The 19189-nt window shown below is 70.7% G+C and carries 21 protein-coding genes and 1 pseudogene; 9 read left to right on the top strand and 13 right to left on the bottom strand.

Going from position 1 to position 19189, the window contains the following annotated elements; all coding sequences use genetic code 11:
• Positions 1–366: 366 nt before the first annotated feature.
• The 5 genes from ACIP8W_RS26855 (at position 367) to ACIP8W_RS26835 (ending at position 4251) form a co-directional block, all read left to right on the top strand.
• The gene (locus ACIP8W_RS26855) at positions 367–1251 is read left to right on the top strand and encodes an aminoglycoside phosphotransferase family protein (RefSeq protein WP_402204942.1); all 885 of its coding nucleotides are present in this window, start codon (positions 367–369) and stop codon (positions 1249–1251) included.
• Positions 1252–1512: 261 nt separating this feature from the next.
• Positions 1513–2004, top strand: coding sequence for a hypothetical protein (locus tag ACIP8W_RS26850; RefSeq protein ID WP_401955422.1), 492 nt, complete (start codon positions 1513–1515; stop codon positions 2002–2004).
• Positions 2001–2375 carry a transcriptional regulator gene (locus tag ACIP8W_RS26845; protein WP_401955421.1) on the top strand — a complete coding sequence of 125 codons (375 nt, stop codon included), beginning with the start codon at positions 2001–2003 and terminating at the stop codon, positions 2373–2375. The genes ACIP8W_RS26850 and ACIP8W_RS26845 overlap by 4 nt, the downstream gene beginning before the upstream one ends.
• Before the next feature lie 77 nt (positions 2376–2452).
• Positions 2453–3325: an ABC transporter ATP-binding protein gene (locus ACIP8W_RS26840; protein WP_402204945.1), complete on the top strand. Its 873-nt coding sequence runs from the start codon at positions 2453–2455 to the stop codon at positions 3323–3325.
• Positions 3322–4251, top strand: a complete 930-nt coding sequence (locus ACIP8W_RS26835; protein ID WP_402150091.1) for an ABC transporter permease — start codon at positions 3322–3324, stop codon at positions 4249–4251. The genes ACIP8W_RS26840 and ACIP8W_RS26835 overlap by 4 nt, the downstream gene beginning before the upstream one ends.
• Here ACIP8W_RS26835 and ACIP8W_RS26830 read toward each other — a convergent pair.
• The 8 genes and pseudogenes from ACIP8W_RS26830 to ACIP8W_RS26795 all read right to left on the bottom strand — a co-directional run.
• A pseudogene (locus ACIP8W_RS26830) lies at positions 4189–4487 on the bottom strand (hypothetical protein); the annotation flags it as partial. The gene ACIP8W_RS26835 and the pseudogene ACIP8W_RS26830 overlap by 63 nt on opposite strands.
• Positions 4488–4595: 108 nt before the next feature.
• Positions 4596–5477 (bottom strand): aldo/keto reductase, encoded by an 882-nt coding sequence (locus tag ACIP8W_RS26825; RefSeq protein ID WP_402204939.1) that lies wholly within the window; start codon positions 5475–5477, stop codon positions 4596–4598.
• 96 nt (positions 5478–5573) lie between these two features.
• On the bottom strand, positions 5574–7097 hold the full coding sequence (locus ACIP8W_RS26820) for a carboxylesterase/lipase family protein (protein WP_401955418.1): 1524 nt from the start codon (positions 7095–7097) through the stop codon (positions 5574–5576).
• An 86-nt stretch (positions 7098–7183) separates the two neighbouring features.
• The gene (locus ACIP8W_RS26815) at positions 7184–9274 is read right to left on the bottom strand and encodes a HelD family protein (RefSeq protein WP_402204937.1); all 2091 of its coding nucleotides are present in this window, start codon (positions 9272–9274) and stop codon (positions 7184–7186) included.
• Positions 9275–9327: 53 nt separating this feature from the next.
• Positions 9328–9972, bottom strand: a complete 645-nt coding sequence (locus ACIP8W_RS26810; RefSeq protein ID WP_402204935.1) for a TetR family transcriptional regulator — start codon at positions 9970–9972, stop codon at positions 9328–9330.
• Between the two features lie 128 nt (positions 9973–10100).
• Positions 10101–11279, bottom strand: coding sequence for a phosphotransferase (locus ACIP8W_RS26805; protein WP_402204933.1), 1179 nt, complete (start codon positions 11277–11279; stop codon positions 10101–10103).
• 444 nt (positions 11280–11723) lie between these two features.
• Entirely contained in the window at positions 11724–12683 is a 960-nt protein-coding gene (locus ACIP8W_RS26800) for a GntR family transcriptional regulator (RefSeq protein WP_401955414.1), read from the bottom strand.
• A 163-nt stretch (positions 12684–12846) separates the two neighbouring features.
• On the bottom strand, positions 12847–13542 hold the full coding sequence (locus tag ACIP8W_RS26795) for an HAD family hydrolase (protein ID WP_401955413.1): 696 nt from the start codon (positions 13540–13542) through the stop codon (positions 12847–12849).
• A 41-nt stretch (positions 13543–13583) separates the two neighbouring features.
• On the opposite strand from ACIP8W_RS26795, the gene ACIP8W_RS26790 reads away from it, so the two are divergent.
• From ACIP8W_RS26790 to ACIP8W_RS26780, 3 genes are all read left to right on the top strand, one after another.
• The gene (locus ACIP8W_RS26790; protein ID WP_402204931.1) at positions 13584–13736 is read left to right on the top strand and encodes a hypothetical protein; all 153 of its coding nucleotides are present in this window, start codon (positions 13584–13586) and stop codon (positions 13734–13736) included.
• Positions 13727–13915 (top strand): hypothetical protein, encoded by a 189-nt coding sequence (locus tag ACIP8W_RS26785; protein WP_401955411.1) that lies wholly within the window; start codon positions 13727–13729, stop codon positions 13913–13915. Before ACIP8W_RS26790 ends, ACIP8W_RS26785 begins: the two co-directional genes overlap by 10 nt.
• Positions 13916–13976: 61 nt before the next feature.
• Entirely contained in the window at positions 13977–14162 is a 186-nt protein-coding gene (locus ACIP8W_RS26780) for a hypothetical protein (RefSeq protein WP_401955410.1), read from the top strand.
• Between the two features lie 414 nt (positions 14163–14576).
• Here ACIP8W_RS26780 and ACIP8W_RS26775 read toward each other — a convergent pair whose 3' ends face one another.
• Both ACIP8W_RS26775 and ACIP8W_RS26770 read right to left on the bottom strand, forming a co-directional pair.
• Complete coding sequence (locus tag ACIP8W_RS26775) at positions 14577–15551, bottom strand: asparaginase (RefSeq protein ID WP_402154638.1); 975 nt, start codon at positions 15549–15551, stop codon at positions 14577–14579.
• Between the two features lie 23 nt (positions 15552–15574).
• Positions 15575–16240 carry an ABC transporter substrate-binding protein gene (locus ACIP8W_RS26770; protein ID WP_401955408.1) on the bottom strand — a complete coding sequence of 222 codons (666 nt, stop codon included), beginning with the start codon at positions 16238–16240 and terminating at the stop codon, positions 15575–15577.
• Between the two features lie 166 nt (positions 16241–16406).
• On the opposite strand from ACIP8W_RS26770, the gene dtd reads away from it, so the two are divergent.
• Entirely contained in the window at positions 16407–16844 is a 438-nt protein-coding gene (dtd, locus tag ACIP8W_RS26765; protein ID WP_401955407.1) for a D-aminoacyl-tRNA deacylase, read from the top strand.
• A 25-nt stretch (positions 16845–16869) separates the two neighbouring features.
• Here dtd and ACIP8W_RS26760 read toward each other — a convergent pair whose 3' ends face one another.
• The 3 genes from ACIP8W_RS26760 to ACIP8W_RS26750 form a co-directional block, all read right to left on the bottom strand.
• On the bottom strand, positions 16870–17850 hold the full coding sequence (locus ACIP8W_RS26760) for a YgfZ/GcvT domain-containing protein (protein ID WP_401955406.1): 981 nt from the start codon (positions 17848–17850) through the stop codon (positions 16870–16872).
• Positions 17851–17871: 21 nt separating this feature from the next.
• Entirely contained in the window at positions 17872–18369 is a 498-nt protein-coding gene (locus ACIP8W_RS26755; RefSeq protein WP_401955405.1) for a Fur family transcriptional regulator, read from the bottom strand.
• A gap of 97 nt (positions 18370–18466) precedes the next feature.
• Entirely contained in the window at positions 18467–19039 is a 573-nt protein-coding gene (locus ACIP8W_RS26750; RefSeq protein ID WP_401955404.1) for an FABP family protein, read from the bottom strand.
• Positions 19040–19189: the final 150 nt, after the last annotated feature.

The raw sequence follows: 19189 nt of genomic DNA, 5'->3' as shown, positions 1-19189 counted from the left end.
TTCGGCTACCTCACACCGGCCGAGACCAGGCAGTACCACCAGCACGCCCTCGCGGCATAGAGATCGAGTGTCCAAGATCACGGGGAAACTTCAGGGCGGCGTCGTACCGGAGGCTTGGATAGGTGGGCGGAAGGTGTCGAGCTGGAGTACGTCGGCACGGCTGGTCCCGCCCAGGAGAACATCCCTCGTAGGACCAGCAAACCGTGGTTCTTCAAGGAACTGGGCAAGACGGCGCGAGCCATCGGAGCAACCATCAGTGCTGTCCCTGAGCCCGGGATCACGCGAGAGTTGACGTGAGGCATCCGCCCGGGACGCCCGGAAATAACGATGTCCCTCCGCCGACCGCCTCGTTAGGGTCTCGGACCGATGATGCACGAGAATGAGATTCCGACCGACGGCGCGCTGGTACAGCGGCTACTCACACACCAATTCCCGCAATGGGCGGATCTGCCCATCAGCCCGGTGCACTCCGCAGGCACCGAGAACGCGATCTACCGGCTGGGCGACGAGCTTGCGGTCCGGTTGCCCCGGATGGAGGGCGCTGTCGGCCAAGTGGACTTCGAGCAGGACTGGTTGCCACGGCTGGCCCCCTGTCTCCCCACTGCCGTGCCCGAGCCAATCGCCGTGGGACAACCGGGACACGGGTACCCCTTTCCGTGGGCGATCAGCCGTTGGATCGACGGCTCGCACCCCACCACCAAGCCGGATGAGCTCCCCGACGGCCACCGGCTCGCCAGAGATCTCGGCGAGTTCGTCACAGCGCTGCGCAAGGCCGACACCACTGGGGCCCGCCCGGGCTACCGGAGCGTGCCCCTGCGCACCCGCGACGCCTCCGTACGGGAGTGGACCGCCAAGGCGGCGGACGACATCGACGCCCCCGCTCTCCTGTCCGCCTGGGAACAAGCCCTCGACCAGCCGGACTGGGACGGGCCACCCAAGTGGACACACGGCGATCTCATCCCCGGCAACATCCTCGTCAACGACGATCGGCTCCGAGCGGTGATCGACTTCGGCACTGCGGGCGTGGGCGACCCCGCCTGCGATGCCATCGCCGCCTGGACGCTGCTCAGTGCGGAGACCCGGAAAACCTTCCGCGCGGCAGGAGGATTCGACGACGCTGCCTGGGCCCGGGGACGAGGATGGGCACTCACCTTCGTCAGCGGGATCGACTATTACCGCCACACCAACCCCGCCATGGCCGAGCTGGGACGCCGCGCCGTCACCGAGGTCCTCACAGAACTGGCCGGATGAACCACACATCTGCGGGGAAGGGCACGGAGACGTGCTCAAGGTATGCGCCTCGCAATGAAATACCCGGACTTGCGCGAGACAACGCCACCCAGGCGTCTCAGCTAAATCCGGGCACCTCAGGTCAGGATCCTGAACTACCCGGACTAATCTGCGACAGGACATTAATGGCTTGCCCACCGGGAAAGCTGGAGTTAGCTTTCCGAGTGGGAAAGTCAAAGGGGAGTCAAGCGGGCTCGTCCCGTACGGGGGAAGGTGATGGTCATGAGCACACCGGTGGACGCCGAGCAGGCGTGGAAGGATCTACAGCGCATCCGGGTGCCGCAGGAGCGGGTGTACGACGAGATCGAGCGGAGCGGGTCCGGTGATCCCGGCGCGACCTGCACCACGGCCGCGATCATGTGGAGCTTCCTGGTCTTTCTGGGCCTGGAGCTGCCCCTGTGGGGCGTCCTGCTGGCCACCGCCGCGTATGTCGCGCTGCTGGGCGCGCTGGCCGTGAACTACAACCGCAGGACCCGGGTGCGGCTGCACCGCTCCCGGCACAGCTGGCGGTCGTCCGCCGCGTTCGTCGCGGGAGGGGTGGTGACCGGCGGGACGATCCTGCTCTCCGGTCATCTGGTCGAGTCGCTGGAGCCGATGCTCGCCAGTCTGGTCCAGGCCACGGTCTCGGCGGCCGTGTTCGTGTTGTTCACCGGGCCGGCGAACCGCTGGGCGACCGACTCGTTGCGCCGACGCGGCGAGGAGGCGGGCCGATGAGCACCCCCGACGGCTTCGACGAGCTGATCCATCCCGCCACCCGGCTGTCGGTGGTCGCGCTGCTCGCCACCACCGAGTGGGCGGACTTCGCGTTCATGCGCGACAGTCTCTCGCTCAGCGATTCCGCGCTCTCCAAACAGCTGCACACCCTGGAAGAGGCCGGATATCTGGAGATCCACAAGGAGGGCGGCGGCCGCAAGCGGCGTACGAAGGTGCGGTTGACGGAGCGCGGGCGTACCGCCTTCGAGGGGCATGTGGCGGCGCTCCGGGCGATCGTCGAGGGTGCCGGCCCCGCGACGGCGGCCGGAGTGGCGTCCGGGACAGCGTCCGGGGTGCAACAGCAGCGGTACGAGACGGAGGCAGGCCGATGACGACGCCCGCCGGCATCACCGCCACAGCCACAGCCACCACCACCGCCCGACCCATCATCCAGGTACGCGATTTGACCATGTCGTACGGCGACACCGATGTCCTCCACGGTATCGATCTGGACATCCACCGCGGCGAGGTCTTCGCCCTGCTCGGGCCCAACGGCGCGGGGAAGACCACCACCGTCGAGATCCTGGAGGGCTTCCGGCAGCGCTCCGCCGGGGAGGTCCGCGTCCTCGGTACGGACCCGGAGCAGGGCGACGACGCCTGGCGCGGCCGGATCGGGCTGGTCCTCCAGTCCTGGCGCGACCACCGCCGCTGGCGGGTCGCCGAGCTGCTGGGCCACTTCGCGACGTACTACCCCGATCCGCGCGACCCGGCCGCGCTGCTGGCCCTGGTCGGCCTCACCGACCAGGCCGGTCAGCAGGTGGAGCGGCTGTCCGGTGGCCAGCGACGGCGGCTGGACGTCGCGCTCGGCATCGTCGGCCGCCCCGAGCTGCTCTTCCTGGACGAGCCGACGACCGGCTTCGACCCGGAGGCGCGGCACGAGTTCCATGTCCTGGTCGAGCGGCTCGCCCGCGACGAAGGCGTCACCGTCCTGCTCACCACACACGACCTGGTGGAGGCCGAGCGGCTCGCCGACCAGATCGCCATGCTGGTCAACGGCCGGATCCGGGCCTGCGGCACCCCGTCGGAGCTGGCCGGGCAGGCCGCCGCGCAGGCCGAGGTCCGCTGGACGGCCGACGACGGAACGCCCCGCCGCGAACGTGCCGAGGACCCCTCACGGCTGGTCTGGGAGCTGCACCAGGCCGCGACCGGCCCCATCGCCGGTCTGGAGGTCCGCCGCCCGACGCTGGAGGACACGTATCTGCACATGGTGCACCGGGAGGACGACGGCACGGACAGGGCCGTGAACGGAAAGGCGCAGGCCGTACGAGGGGGGCACACGTGACGGACACGATGGACAAGACGGAGAAGGCGTACGTGAGCGACGCACCGGGCGGGACGGAGAAGCCGCGCCGCGCCACCCGCCGCTACTGGCGGGCCGGTCTCCTCCGCGGCCGTATCGAGCTGCGGCACTTCCTGCGCAACCCCAAGGAGATGTTCGGCCATCTGAGCAATGTGGTCGTCGCGCTGCTGCTCTCCGTCTACCTCAACGGCCATGTGCCCGGCACCCAGATCCCGATGGGCCATCTGGTGATCGCGGGCTTCGCCGCCTATCTGCTGTTCCAGGTCGGGCTGTTCAACCTCCCGCAGATGCTCGTGACCGAGCGCGAGGAGGGTGCCCTGCTACGGCTGCGCGCCACGCCCGGCGGGATACCGGCGTATCTCATCGCCAAGTGCCTGCTGGTGATCGGCATGGCGGTCGGCAATCTGGTCCTGCTCCTGGCGGCCACGGCGCTGCTGACGGACGGGCCGCTGCCGCACGGGCCGGGCGACTGGCTGACGCTGCTGTGGGTCACCATGCTCGGGCTGCTCGCCGTCGTACCGCTGGGCGCGGCCATCGGCGCCGTCCTGCCCAACCCGCGCGAGGCGCTGGCGCTGATCATGCTGCCCACGATCGCGCTGCTGATGACCTCCGGAGCGGTGTTCCCGATCACCTCGCTGCCCGTGCCGGTCCAGCAGGTGGCATCCGTCTTCCCGCTCAAGTGGATGGCGCAGGGCCTGCGTTCGGCGCTCCTTCCGGACGCCGCGCGGGCGGCCGAGGCGAGCGGCTCCTGGGAGCTGCCCACGGGCGCCCTGGTGCTGACCGCCTGGGCGGTCCTCGGGTTCCTCCTCGCGATACCCCTCCTGCGCCGCGCCGCCCGCCGCGAGTCAGGCTCCCGCCTGTCCGCGCGCCACCACAAGGCGGCACAGAGCGGGGCGATGCCCGGGTAGACAGGTGGCGGGTGGAGAGGTGGCCGATGGCTGGTGGACAGCTGCCCTGAGGGTGCCCAGGGGGACATGGAGCGCCGGCAGGTGCGCGATGCCCAGCACCACCTGCACCGGTGCGAGTACGAGGAAGCCGGACGCGTACAGGATGGGGCGGGGTGAGCCGCCGCCGGGCCGCCACGCCAGGACCGCGGCGAGTACGTACAGCATCGACGCGCGTACATCACGCGCGCTCCGACGCTGAACACGCCTCCGGAACCCGCCTCCCTCCCGCCTCCCTGAACACGCCTCCCGAACCCACCCTCCGAACCCACCCCTCCGACCGGTTCCGCCGAACCCCGTCGCTCCGCCTACGGTGTGACCGCGTCCAGGAGCGCCAGCTCCGCCGCCGAGAAGCCGAGCGCCCCCGCCGCCACGTTCTCGGCCAGGTGCGCCGGGTCCCCGGTGCCCGGTATGGCCAGTACATGCGGCCCCTGGTGCAGCGTCCAGGCCAGCCTGACCTGGGCCTCCGTCACGCCATGGGCCTGGGCGACCTTCCGTACCTCCATGCTGTCCGCACCGCCCGTCCCCGCCTCGCGCCCCTCGCCCGCGATGGCGAAGAACGGGACGAACGCGACGCCCCGCTCGCCGCACACCCGCAGGAACGCGTTCTCCTCGGGGCTCGCGCCGATGCCGTACCGGTTCTGCACACAGACCACCGGGGCGATGGCCAGCGCCTCGTCGAGATGGCCGGGGGTGACGTTGGAGATGCCGAGATGGCGTACGAGACCGGCGTCGCGCAGCTCCGACAGCGCGCCGAAGTGCTCGGCGATCGAGCCCGTGCCCTTCGTCCGCAGGTTCACCACGTCGAGGTGGTCGCGTCCGAGCTGGCGCAGGTTCTCCTCGACCTGGCCGCGCAGCTGCTCCGGGGTGGCCCACAGCCACTCGCCCGAGGGGTCCCGGCCGGGGCCGACCTTGGTGGTGATGACGAGGTCGTCCGGGTAGGGCGCCAGGGCACTGTTGATCAGTTCATTGGCCGAGCGCAGCGCCGAGAAGTAGAACGCGGCGGTGTCGATGTGATTCACCCCCAGCTCGACCGCCGCGCGCAGCACACCGATCGACCGTGCGCGTTCGCTCGGGACGTCGTCGAGGGCGAAGGGCGCTCTGCCGGTCAGCCGCATCGCGCCGAATCCGACGCGGTTGACCGTCAGATCGCCCAGCTCCCAGGTGCCCGCAGATCCCTCGACTCCCACAGATGCCTCAACCCCCGCAGCTCCCTCGACTCCCTCAACTCCCTTGGATACCGCAGCTTCCGTAGCTCGCGCAGATGAAGTCATCCGGTGAGTCTTTCACCCGGCCGGGCCCGTGGACAGCGGTACGAAATCGACATCCCGCCACAGCTCACGCGTCCCCGGATGCCACGCCGTCCCCGTACTCTCCGCCGCTCCCCACACGTGCGCGGCGGCCTCCCCGAGCGGTGGCCACCCCGGGTCGCCGGTCGCCGCGAAGGCGGCCAGGGACGCCCGCATGCGCCGGGCCAGCCGGTGGTCGTCGGCGGTGGGCGGGCCGCCGACGAGGAACGCGACGGCGGGGTCCCCGAGCGTGCCGAAGACGAAGGGGACGTCCGCGTTGTGCCAGGCCAGGACCGGTCCCCGGGGGCCGGTCCGGCGGCGGTCGAAGCGGGAGAGGTAGGTACGGCCGCCGGCCCGCGCGTGCGTTTCGGCGAGCCGGTTGGCGTACTCGGCGAACAGCAGATCGCCCAGTACGGACAGCTGGATCTCGTGGGCGGTGGCTTCCGGCAGCAGCGCGCGGTAGCCCGGCACCAGGTACGCGGGCAGCCCGAGATCGCGCGCGAGGGCGGCGAGCCGCTCGTCCGTACCGACCCCGTCCGTGGCACCGACCGCGTCCATCAGCCAGTACTCCTGGGTGGTGTGGCAGACCAGCAGCTCCACCTCGCGGGCCGCGCCCGCCTCGATCGCGGCCAGCGGGGCGGCGGGGAGGATCTCGCCGTCGACGACCGGGCCGTAGATCACCGGGTTGTGGTGGCGGGCCCCCGTGTCCGGATCCCGCCGGTAGCGCTCCACGACCCGGTCGGAGGCGTCGACCAGTTCGGACGGCGACGCCGCCGCCAGCCCCTCCGCCGTGGCCGCGACACCCGCCGCCGCCGCGACCTCCCGGGTGGTCGCCGCCGCGAGCCCGGCCGTCCGGCAGGGGCTCGCGGGGCTGAGCGCCACCACCCGCCGGAACAGCCCCCGCGCCCGCGCCATGCCCATCAGGCAGACCGCCGAGGCGGCCCCGGAGGACTGTCCGGCCACCGTGACGTTGCCCGGGTCGCCCCCGAAGGCGGCGATGTTCGTACGGACCCACCGCAGCGCGGCGAGCTGGTCGAGCAGCCCCCGGTTGTCGGGGCACCCGGGGGCGTCCGGCACCCGGCCGAACCCCTCGAAGCCCAGCCGGTAGTTGACGGTGACGACGACCAGTCCGCCGGTACGGGCCAGCTCGGCGCCGTCGAAGTCCGGCTGCGCCGAGGAGCCGAAGGTGTACGCGCCCCCGTGGATCCAGACCAGCACCGGCGCCGCTCCGGAAGCCGGACCCGGCTCCGGTGCCCATACGTTCAGCGTGAGGACGTCCTCCTCCCCCGGCGTCCAGAACGGCGCCCCCGGCAGCCGCGCCGACTGCGGTACGACCGGCCCGAACGCCCCGCCCTCCCGTACCCCCGCCCACCGCGACGGCGGACGCGGCTCCCGGAACCGGCCGGCGCCGAAGGGGGCGGCCGCGTACGGGATCCCGAGGCACGCGACGACGCCGGGGACGGGCCGGTGGCCCCGTACCGCGCCGTCCTCGACATGGAAGAGGTCATCCGCCTGATTCATCCGAGCATGATCCATCACCTCGGCCGCCGATCCGGCCCGCTCCCGCCGGGACGTCGGCCGCCGATCCGGCCCGCTCCCGCCGGACGTCAGAACGGCAGCGGCCCGCTGTGCACGACGTCCAGCCGGGACACCGCGCGGGTGAGCGCCACGTACAGCCGGTGCCGTCCCCGGGTCTCCGCCGCGACGATGGCCGCCGGTTCCACGACGACGACGTGGTCGTACTCCAGCCCCTTCGCCTCCGTCGCGGGCAGGACCGTTACCCGGGCCGCCGAGGCGCCGAGTTCGTCCGCGCGCGCCGTGGCGACGCCCGCGTCGGCCAGGGCGGTACGGAGCCGGTCCGCCTCGGGGCCCGACGCGATGACGCCGACCGAGCCCTCGTGGCCCAGCGCCTCCCGTACCGCCTCGATCACCGTCCGGGCCGGATCGCCCGCATCGCTCCGTCGGTACGTCAGCCGCCCGCCGCCGCGCAGCGAACGGGCGGGCGGTACGTCGACGTCCAGCGAGGCCAGCAGCCGATTGGCCGGTTCCACGAGCGCGCCGGGCACCCGGAAACCGACGGTCAGCGGGACCAGCGCCGCGTCCGGCCGGCCCAGCTGGCGCAGGAGTTCGGGCCAGGAGCGGGCGGCCCACGGGGTGGTGCCCTGGGCGAGGTCGCCGAGGACCGTGAGGGAGCCGAAGTCCACGCGGCGGGCGATGGCCCGGCACTCCATCGGGGAGAGATCCTGGGCCTCGTCGATGACGACATGGCCGTACCCCTCGGGGCGTTCGATCAGCCCGGCCAGTTCGTCGAGCAGCACCAGATCCGCCGCCGACCAGCGCGTGTCCGCCCGCCGCCGTGGCACACGGCCCGCCGGGCGGTGGATCGCGCGCTGCTCGTCCGCCGTGAGGAGGCCGTCCGCCGCCGCCCCGGGCGCGGCGAGCAGCGCGGACAGTACGTCCTCGGGGACCGCCTTCGGCCAGACCGCGTCCAGATACGCGGTGACCGGCCGCGAAGTGCCGACCCGCCGCGCCCACAGCGCGGACTGCGGGCCCGCTCGCCGTTCCGCCTGGAGCTGGATCGCCCGTACGGCCCGGCCGCGTACCCGCTCCCGGCCGGTCGCGTACGGCGGCGCCTCGGCCCGTACCTCCTCGACAATCGCCACGAGTTCGTCGACGCCGAGCCGCCAGCGGTACGAACCGTCAGGCAGCGTCAGCGGTTCGGCGGGCGGCGCGATCCCGCCGTACAGCGCCCGGCGCAGCACCTCGGCCATGCGGGCGTCGTGCTTGACGACGGCGGCGGCCTCCGTGTCCCGTACGCCGGGCTCGTGGCGCGCGATCTCGTCGCCGAGGGTCGACTGCCGGATCCCGGTCTCGCCGAGCGCGGGCAGCACCTCGGCGATATGGGCGAGGAAGGTGCGGTGCGGCCCGAGGATCAGCAGCCCGGAGCGCTGGAGACGCCGGGGGTACGTGTAGAGGAGGTACGCGGCCCGGTGCAGACCCACGGCGGTCTTGCCGGTGCCGGGGGCGCCCTGGACGCAGATGGACCGGCCGAGCCCGGACCGTACGAGGTCGTCCTGTTCGGGCTGGATGGTGGCGGCGATGTCCCGCATGGGGCCGATGCGGGGGCGCTCGATCTCACCGGTGAGGATGGCGCCGGGGGCCGGTCCCGTACCGGATCCCGGGTCCGCGGCAGGTGCTGTGGACGCACCGGGGGCCGCGTCGCCCATCAGGTGCTCGTCCTCCAGGCCGGTCAGGTCCTCCGGCGCCCCCTTGCTCCAGGGCGCCCAGCCGAACCGGCGGCGTACGGCGACGCCCTGCGGGTCGTGCGCGCTCGCCCGGTAGAAGGCGCGCGCGACGGGCGCGCGCCAGTCGACGACCAGGGGCGGGGCGGCGGGGTGTTCGCTGATCCGGCGGCGGCCGATGTGGTAGCTCTGGCCGGAATGCTCGCCTCCGGTCCCCTCCCGGCCGTCGAAGTCGAGGCGGCCGAAGAAGAGCGGGCTGTCGGGTTCGAGCCGCAGCTCCTTGGCGCGGCTGCGCAGATGGCGGCCGAGGACTTCGGCGTCCGCGCCGGAGGCGAAGGCGTTCTCGCCGGTGACGACCTGTTCGTGGGCGTCGTCCACCATGCTGGTCAGGGCGGCGCGGCAGGTCTGGTGGTAGGCGCGCTCCCGGTGGAGTTCGCCGTCGTCGAGTGACGTCATTCCAGCGAGAATACCGGAACCGAGTAACAAATATTACCCAGTAATCATTCGGCTCACCAGAGACTCAGCCCCGTACGCAACTGCCCGAACGCCAGCTCCGCCGCCGCCACCGCGTCCGGAAACACCCCGTCCGCGCTCTCCCCCTCCTTGATCCGCCGCCAGTTCTCCTCCGCGAGGATCCGCTGTACGGCGATGATCTGCCCGGAGCCGAGCGCCGCCACGACACCGGCGCCGAGCGCCCCCGCGAGCGCCGCCTCGGAGCGCCGCTGATATCCGTGCAACCTCGCCACCAGACTCGGCGTCCCGTACAGCAGCCGGTGGTAGGCGAGCACGGGGGCCGCGTCGTTGAGCCCGGTCACCGGATCGCGCCGGTCGAGGCCGTCCAGGAAGTGGGCCCGCAGGGCGTCGAGCGGGCGTACGCCGTCAGGGCGCCCCGCGACGACCCGCGCGGCCTCGTCCTCGTGGTCGGCGAACAGGTGCAGCGCGAGGTCCTCCTTGGCCGGGAAGTACCGGAAGAGGGTCGGCTTGGAGATCCCGGCCGCCGCCGCCACCTCGGCCACCGAGACGGCGTCGAAGCCCTTCGCGAGGAAAAGGCCGATCGCCGCGTTGGAGATGTCCCGGTGCCGCTGCCGTTTCTTGCGCTCCCGGAGGCCGAGGTCTTCGGCCCGGTCCGGAGAATCGTTGTCGTCGCCACTCATACCGAAAAGCCTACGCAGACGTGACCCGCGACACCTACACAGGCGGCGCGGAGCCCGCACAAGCGGCCTGGCGCCCACCGGCCGGGCCACTGACCGGGCCGCCGATCAGACGCCGGCCGGGCCGCCGATCAGGCCACGCCCAGCAACCGCGCGCCCAGCTGCCTGTCGAGGAACCAGTTCCGGTACGCCGCCGCCACCGCCTCCACCGACGGTACGGCGATGCCCGCCAGCCGGAGCGGCCCCCGGGCCACCCGCAGCACCCGGTGGATCTCCTCGGCCGCCCTGGACAGCTGGCTCCTGACCAACTCCGTTCTCCCGCCCAGGAAATTCGCCGTACGAATCACATCCGTGAAAACGGACTGCACCCGCTTGTACGCGAGAAGAACGGGGAGGTCCTTCTCCCAGCCGTGCGAACTCCAGGGCCGCGCGTGCTCGGCCGCACATCTCCATACCCGCATGAATCGATGACATTCCGGGGGAGCGAGCCGCATCAGATGGACCAGGGTCACCGCGTCGTAGAGCGGATCGCCGATCATCGCGAGTTCCCAGTCGATGACCCAGATTTTTCCATGCCGGTCGACGATGACGTTCTTCTTGTGGAGATCGCCGTGCAACAGTGCGGGGGGACGCCTGCTCAGCCGCCCGGTCAGCCCCCTGAGGACGTCGAACACCTTTGCCCTGATGCCGAGTTCGGCGAAGAGCGACGCGTAGTTCCGGCCGATTCCCCGGAACACCTGATGCTCGGTGAACCAGACCAGCCGGTCCAGGAAGTCGGCCGAGTCGTCGTTCCGGGGAAGCCGGCTCGCGGTACATACCCGGCGTATCCCGGCCGTCTCGATTTCCTTCGGCTCCACGGATATCAACTCGCGGAAGAAGTCGCCCAGTTGGACGATCTGGCCGTCCGAGGGCGAGCGGCCGGGGCCGAGGCGGAAATCGAGGGTGTCGCCGGGGACGTAGCTCTGCAGAATGTCGCAGCCGGGAGGTTCGACGATCCGCGGGATGCGGGCGATACGGCCCTGGAGGAAGGAGAGCAGCTCCTTGTCCGAGCGGAAGTAGCGCCGGTCGAAGTCCGGCCCACCATGGCGGACCAGGACTTTCGCCCACTTCGGACCCCCGGCGACCGGGGGGAGGGGAACGACGAATGTGGTGCCGGAGTGCCCGTGGAACGGGCCCGGTATCGCGTTGTGTCCGCACCACACCACGGCCACGGAAGAACGGCCGCTCCGGCCGGGGCCGGTCAGGAAGCAGAGAGTGGGACGCTCTTTTTCGTATTCCGTCCCGGGCGCTTCCGATATCACCTTGAGCACCGTGCGAATTTCCTTACTGGAAGAGACGCGCCATTCAGTCACCGGGCAGCTGGCAGCTTTACGACATGCCGCCGAAGCACGCTGCTGATCCAAAGAGAATTTCTACGCTTCGTCTGCCGAGTTTTATCGCGGGAACGAAGGCGACCAGAGCCAAGAAAACCTGGAAACCATTTCCGAGAAACGACAGCCCGGGACGTTTCCGCGATTACCGCAGTCGTCACGTTGCTCACTAAATGTTACACGCACCCCAAGGATTGTCCAGCACCCATTCGTACTAGTCAGCCCACCGATCAGCCTACTGATCAGGGCGCCGATCCGGGGACCGAACAGGCTCCCGGGCCACATTCCCCTATATTCGTTGTTCCGTAAACAAAAAAACCGCCCCCACAACGGGAGGCGGCTTCCTTGCGGAAAGTCATGGAAGACAGGAAATATATCCGATCGTCAGGTCTCACGTGGGGGCCATTCCACCTGGGTCACACCGAGATGGGTCCAGACGGATTCGAACCAGGCCCCGAGTTCGGCGACCTGAAGAGAGCCTTCGGCCTTCGGATCGTCGGTTTTCCTGTGATGGAAAAGGGTGGAGAGCCGGCCGAGAACATCGAGTGCGTCGACCGTCGAGCCGTCATCGAGGATCATGTCCCGGCGGGTGACGTGATACAGCCCGGACAGCGAGGATTCGCCGTTGAAGATATAGATCTTGTTCGTCGGCGTCAGCGGGACCTGCCGGACCGACAGCCGGAACGCGGTCGTCACCGCCGGCTCCGCCACGAGCGTCTCCAGCCTGGTCCGCAGACCGTCGATATGGACGTTGGCCATGTTCATCCAGCGCTGGTACGGCCGGTCCTCCGCCGGATCCAGCGGCGCCCCCGGCTCCGGCACCGCCGCCGGATACGCCGGCCGGAACTCCTGCGAGGGGACGAGCAGCCGCAGGGTGATGCTGTCCGGCCGCACCTCACCGCGCTCCACCGCGTCCAGCTGGACCGCGAGGTGGTGTGCCAGGGACTCCGTGGTCAGCGAGTAGGCGTCGAGGGTGACATCCCGGGCCGACCGGAACGCCTTGGCGATCAACTCCCCCAGCCCCACGGGCCGGCCGCTCTCGGGAGCGGCCATATGGATCCGCCGGCTCCGGACCACGGCCTCCTGCGGCTCCTGCGCCACTTTGGTCCCCGAGCCCTGGAGTGTCTCGATCCAGCCCTCGCTCTTCAGCGCCTTCAGCGCCCTGACCACGGTCTCCCTGGACACCCCGAACTCTTCCGCGAGTCTCTGCTGGGTGGGGAGGTTGCGCCCCCGCTCATACGTGTTGTCGTTGATGCGCGAGCGCAGTACGTCAGCGATCTCCGCCCAACGCGTGCCCGCCTTCGGTGTCTCGCGCCTGTCGGCGCCCGGGCGATCAGTGGCCATGGGCAAACCGTACAACTTGACGGTCGACAAGGCCCATCTTTCGGCCAACTTTGGCAATTGGACTGCCGATCAGTCAACTCGGTCTGCCTTACTTACAAATAAGCAGTCAACCAGTCCAATTCCATCCGCGATGCCGCTGTGACAGGGGTGAAAGATGACCGATTCAGTACGGCGCCAACGCCCGCGCACTGGACAGGATCTCCGCCAGGCTTTTGACGATCGCCCGGTCCGGAACACCCGCTCCCCGCAGCTCGGCGAGTTTCCGCCCGTTCCTCGCGTACCCGAGAAAGGCCACCCCGGCGTGGGCCGCCGCCTTCGCGTCGGATGCCCCGTCGCCGATCATCAGAGCCTCCGAGGCCGACGCCCCGAGCCCGTCCAACGCCCGCAGCAGGGAGTCGGGATGGGGCTTGAGCAGGGTCACATCCGCCGTGCGGCCGTAAATATGTCTGCCGAAGCAGCGAATCAGCCCCCGGTCCTCCAGATACCGGCGGGCCGCCTCGGCCGAGTTGTTGGTCGTCACCGCGAGCCGACGGTCGAGCGCGACCAGCCGTCGGATCAGCGGAGCCGCGCCCAAGGTCGGCTTGGCCGAGCGCGCCGCGGTCAACTCCTCGGCGGTAAGCGCCGCTTCCAGCTCGGCGAAGCCTCTCAGCAGGACGAACGGATCCCGGGTGGACACCATCCCGGCCGACAGCCCCGCCCCCGGACCCCGCCCCGGCTGCGGCCCCAGCCTCGACCGCAGCCGGTCCGCCACCTCGGCTGCCGGATGCCCGGCATACAGCCTGGCGACCGGCCCGTCGAAGTCGAACAGCACACACCGGGCAGCGGAGAGCAGTTCACGCACATGTACGGAGTCGGTCACGCCGGGCACCCTACCCGGCGCCCTCGAAAGGCACTGAACAGATGAAGCGGCTGAAGCAGACGAAGCCGATGGAACAAACGGAGCCACCTGAGCAGACGGAACCGCTGGAACCGCTGGAGCTGATGGACCCGATGGACCCGCTGGAGCTGATGGACCCGATGGACCCGATGGAGCTGATGAACCGATGGAACTGATCGCCTTCACCGCCGACGTATTCGCCCTGGGAGTACACGCGTTGCTCGGCTGGCCGTACGGCGCCATGGGGCTCGTGGGCCTGGCCCTGCTCGCGCGGGGAGCCACCGCACGACGTCACGGATCCGCGTGCGCGGGCGCGGTCGTCCTGGCCCTCCTGCTCATCCCCCCAGGTGCCTGACCCACCGGCCCCGGCCACTGGCCACCAGCCATCGGCCACCAGCCCCGAAGGACTCACCGCCATGCCTCTGCTGGTACTTCTCGCCTCCGTCTTCTCCATCGGCCTCGAAGCACTCGTCCAACTCCGCTTCGGTCCGATGGGCTTCGTGGGCCTGCTGCTGCTCTCCATCGGAATCCGGGCCCGCAACGCGACCTTCGGCTGTGTCGGAGCCGTGGTCCTGACCCTGCTGATGGCCACCGGCCAGTGACCGGAGCGCGTCGAACCACCCCTGGGACTGCGCCACAAGGACGGGGTCCCGTTCCTTCCTCGTCCCGCCCGGGCCGGAGACCGACAACGGCGGCGCGTCACCCCCGGCGCCGCCGCCCACCGTGCCGTACTCGAACAGGACCTCGGAGCCGTTGAGGACGTACAACTTCACCGGTGGTGCCCGCCACGCGCCACCGCACCGCCCCGCCACACGCCCACGCACCGCCACGCACCGCCGCAACGCACCGCCACGCGCCCCCGCACCGCCACGCCACGCGCCCCCGCACCGCCACGCACCGCCACGCCACGCGCCCCCGCCCCGCACCGCCATGCGCCACCGCCGCGCGCCACCGCCACGCGCCCCCGCACCGCCCCGCCCCGCCCCGCCCCCGTACAGAAAGAGCCGCCCCCAGCCTCAGAACGCCGCCCGCACCGCCCCCACCACCTCGCCGCCGCCCAGCAGCGGCGTCCGTCCGATCCGCCCCAGCACCTCGGCCTCGACCCCCAGCAGCTGGAGCGCCCGGGCGAGCACCGGACCCAGCGCCCGCCCGCCACCGTCGTCGATCTTGAAGGCCAGCGCGCGCCCGTCCGGCAGGGCCACCGCCTGGACCGCCTCCGCGCCCATCTTGGAGAGCGTGCCCGGCATCTCGCGCATCAGCCAGGTGTCGGAGCGGCGCGTCCCCGCGACGTACTCCGGATGCGCGCGCATCGCGTCCGCCACCCGTCGCTCGGCCGTGCCCGGCGCGGCGAGCACGAAGTGGCGGAAGGCGCGGGCGAGACCGGTGAGGCTGAGCGCCATCAGCGGGGCGCCGCAGCCGTCGACCCCGACCGCCGGGACCCGCTCGCCCGCGGCCTCCTCGATCACCATCCTGACCAGCTTCTGGAGCGGATGGGCCGGGTCCAGATAGCTGTCCCTGGGCCAGCCGTTCAGGTCGCAGGCCGCCAGCATCGCCGTGTGCTTGCCCGAGCAGTTCATCGTGATCCGCTCCCGTACCCCGCCCGCCGCGAGATACGCCTCCGCCTCGACCGGGTCCAGCGGGAGGTCCGGCGGGGTCCGCAGATCGTCAACCGTCAGCCCGTGTTCGGAGAGCATCGTCCGGACCAGATCCAGCTGGAACGCCTCACCGGAATGGCTCGCCGCCGCCAGCGCCAGCCGCTCCCCCGACAGATCGAGCCCGGCCCGCAGCACGGCCGCCGCCTGCATCGGCTTGTTGCTGGAGCGCGGAAAGACCGGCGCCTCGGCGTCGCCCAGCTCCAGTTCCACCCCGCCGTCCGCCGCGAGCAGCACCAGCGTCCCTCGATGCCGCCCCTCCACGAAGCCCGACCGTACGACCTCGGCGAGGACCGGCGGCTGGGGCGGCGTTATGGCGTGGGTAATGGAGGTCATCATCGGCCTTCCGCGGGCGGGACGGGTCAGGTCAGCAAGTCGTCCACTTGCGCCTCGCCCTCACGGTACCTGCGCGCGATCTCGGCACTGCAATCATCGACCGTACGCTGCAACTGATACCGCCGACGCGAGAGTTGCCGCTCGTTACGGACGAGCCGCCCCATCGCCGTGTGCAACTCCTCGTCCGTACGGGCCGCCAGGTCCGACAGCTCCACCTCCGCGAGCGTCTCGGCGGCCAGCGCGCGGTACTCCTCGCCTCGCGGCGTGGAGAGCGTGACATGGCGGGCGGAGGAGCGGTGCCGCGACGGGATGTCGGTGAGGATCTCGGAGAGCCGGTCGACCACCGGCGTCTCGGGGGCGGTACGGCGCGCCAGCTCGGCCCGCAGAATGTCGATGCGCCCCTGGAACAGCCGCCGCAGATAGCTGAGATCGGCCTCGTCCCGCCGCGATTCCCGGCGCAGCGCGCGCAGTTCGGGCAGGTGCAGCACCCCGAAGTCGTACGGACGCGGCGCGGGCAGGGCCGGCTCGCCGCCGGTCCGCTGTACGGGCGGACGCCCCCCGGCAGCCGCTGCGGCAGCGCCTCCCGGATCCGTACCACCCGTACCACCGCCAACAGCCCCGCTGCCGGTGCCCCGTGTCGTACGGGTCGCCGGTACGGGACCGGGCGGCTGCCCGGCGCCAGATGTGCTCATCGCGCGTACTTCCCCTCGCTCCGCTGGGGCGGCCCCGTCCCCACCGTGGAACCCCATCCCTGGACCGGTGCGCACCATGCCCGCACCGCCTCCGTGCATCGTGCCACTCCTGCCACCGCCCGTGCGGGGGCTCTGCACCCGTTCGGCCCCCGCTAGGTTGGTCGGTATGCGAGCAGTGGTGCAGAGAGTCGACGGCGCGAGCGTCGTCGTGGTGACGGAATCCGGGACCGAAACAGTCGGCGAGTTCGCCGGCGAAGGGCTGTGTGTGCTGGTGGGAGTCGCCCACGAGGACACACCGGAGCAGGCGGAGCGACTCGCGCGCAAGCTCTGGTCGATACGGATACTGGAGGGCGAGAAGTCCTGTTCGGAGGTGAACGCCCCGCTCCTGGTGATTTCGCAGTTCACCCTCTACGGGGACGCCCGCAAGGGCCGCCGCCCCACCTGGAACGCCGCCGCGCCCGGTCCGGTGGCCGAGCCACTGGTCGACAAGGTGGTGGACCAGCTGCGGGAACTGGGCGCGAAGGTGGAGACGGGCCGGTTCGGAGCGGACATGCGCGTCTCGCTCACGAACCACGGCCCGTTCACGGTGATCCTGGACATGTGAGCCGGCAACCGGCCCCCGCAAGCCTCTACGGCTCGACAACGACCTCCTGCGCCGCCGCCGTGTCCCCCGCCATCAGCCGCGCGTCCACCGGCACGTTGCGCTTGACCAGCGCGAGCGCGATCGGCCCCAGCTCGTGGTGGCGGGCCGAGGTGGTGACGAAGCCGAGCTGGCGGCCCTCGGGGCCGTCGTCGGCGAGCCTGATCGGCGTGCCGTGGCCCGGCAGGTGCACATCGCTGCCGTCCAGGTGCAGGAAGACCAGCCGGCGCGGCGGCTTCCCCAGGTTCTGCACGCGGGCGACGGTCTCCTGGCCCCGGTAACAGCCCTTCTCCAGGTGGACCGCGCCGCCGATCCAGCCCAGCTCGTGCGGGATGGTGCGGTGGTCGGTCTCGAAGCCGAGGCGCGGCCGGTGGCCCTCGACGCGCAGCGCCTCGTACGCGAGGATCCCGGCCACCGGGCCGTTCGCCGCGGCGTACGCCGCCAGCTCGGCCCGGGGCAGGAAGACGTCCCTGCCGTACGGAACCTCCCGTACGACCGCGCCCCCGGGCACCTCCGCGATGGAGCCCGCCGGGAGGTGGACGACGGCGAAGTCGTCCGTACGGTCGGCGACCTCGACCCGGTAGAAGAACTTCATCGACTCCAGATAGGCGACGAGCGCCTCCCGCGTACCCGGCTCGACGTGCACCCAGACCGTCTCGCCGTCGTCCACGAGGTACAGCGCGTGCTCGACGTGGCCGTTCGCGGAGAGGACCAGCGCCTCGGTCGCGCGGCCCACGGGCAGCTCGCTGACGTGCTGGGTGAGCAGCAGATGCAGCCAGCTCAGCCGGTCGTCGCCGCTGACGGTGACGACACCGCGGTGCGAGAGGTCGACCAGGCCAGTGCCACCGGCGAGTGCGCGCTGTTCCCGGAAGAGGTCGCCGTAGTGCGCGGCGACGCCTTCGTCCTGGCCCTCGGCGGCGACGGCTCCGGGCAGGGCCAGGAGAGGGCTGGTCGTTGAATGTAGCTGCATACGGTTCAGCGTACGACCTGGCTACGACATCGGAGCGACATCCTCGGTACCAAGGCCGGTACCAGTATCGGCCTCCGCTTTACCCCCGGCCCCGTCCCCGGCGGCCTCGGTGCAGCTCCGGCAGCGCCCGAAGATCGCGAAGTGCTTCATATCGGTCGTGAAGCCGAACTCCTCGCGCAGCTTGGCGGTGAACTCGGCGGTGACGGCGGTGTCGACCTCGATCACGTTCCCGCAGTCCCGGCAGACCATATGAATGTGGTGGTGCCGGTCGGCGAGGTGGTACGTGGGCGAACCGTGGCCCAGATGCGCGTGCGAGACGAGCCCCAGCTCCTCCAGCAGCTCCAGTGTCCGGTAGACGGTGGAGATGTTCACCCCGGAGGCGGTTCTGCGCACCTCGACGAGGATGTCGTCCGGCGTCGCGTGTTCCAGCGAGTCGACGGCTTCGAGGACAAGCTGTCGCTGAGGGGTCAGCCGGTAACCGCGCTGCCGCAGGTCGCTCTTCCAGTCGATGCTCACCACGCCCCCAGTCTAGGCAGGACATGACGCAAAGGCCGTCTACCAGACGTAGACGGCCCAAACGCGGAAGCCGGAAAACCCGCCCACCGGTCTACCGGGTCTACCGGAAGAAGGCGATCCCGTCGTCCGGAAGGTCACCGAGGTCCTTGGCCCACTCCGCGACCTGCTCCGGGGAGACGACCTTCTTCAGATGAGCCGACATGTACGGCCGCAGCGTGACCTCGGGGGTGGACTTCTCGCCCACCCACATCAGATCACCCTTCACATATCCGTACAGCCGCTTGCCGCCACTGTACGGACCGGACGCCGCCGTACGCGCCACCGCGTCGGTCACCAGGTCGATCTGCGGCTTCTGGGCGCCCAGATCCCCGTACCAGACCTCGACGACACCCTGGTCCCGGACCATCACGACCTCGACCTTGCGGTCCTTGTCGATCCGCCAGAACCCGGCCTCGGACTCGATCGGCCTGATCTTCTTGCCCTCGTCGTCGAGCGCCCAGGTGTGCGAGGTGTACTCGATGAAGTCCCGGCCGTCGTGGCTGAAGCTGACTTCCTGGCCGAAGTTGGCCTTCTCCTCACCGGGGAAGTCGAAGACGCCGACGCCTTCCCAGTCGCCGAGGAGGAAGACGAGGGGGACAAGGTCCGGGTGCAGGTCGGACGGGATCTCGATCATGAGCGGCTCAGACGATCTGTAGGAGCGAGTACGGGGGCGGGTACCGGGCGGGTACGGAGCGAGTCGGGTACGGGACGACTAGCGCTGGCCCTGGTACAGCTTCTTCACGGCCAGCCCGCTGAAGGCGAGCACACCGACACAGACGAGGAC

Origin of the sequence: Streptomyces sp. NPDC088554 (assembly GCF_044752945.1) — a bacterium.
Taxonomy (GTDB): Bacteria; Actinomycetota; Actinomycetes; order Streptomycetales; family Streptomycetaceae; genus Streptomyces.
The sequence above is the reverse complement of the archived record's forward strand: the minus strand, read 5'-3'. Positions and strand labels throughout refer to the sequence as shown.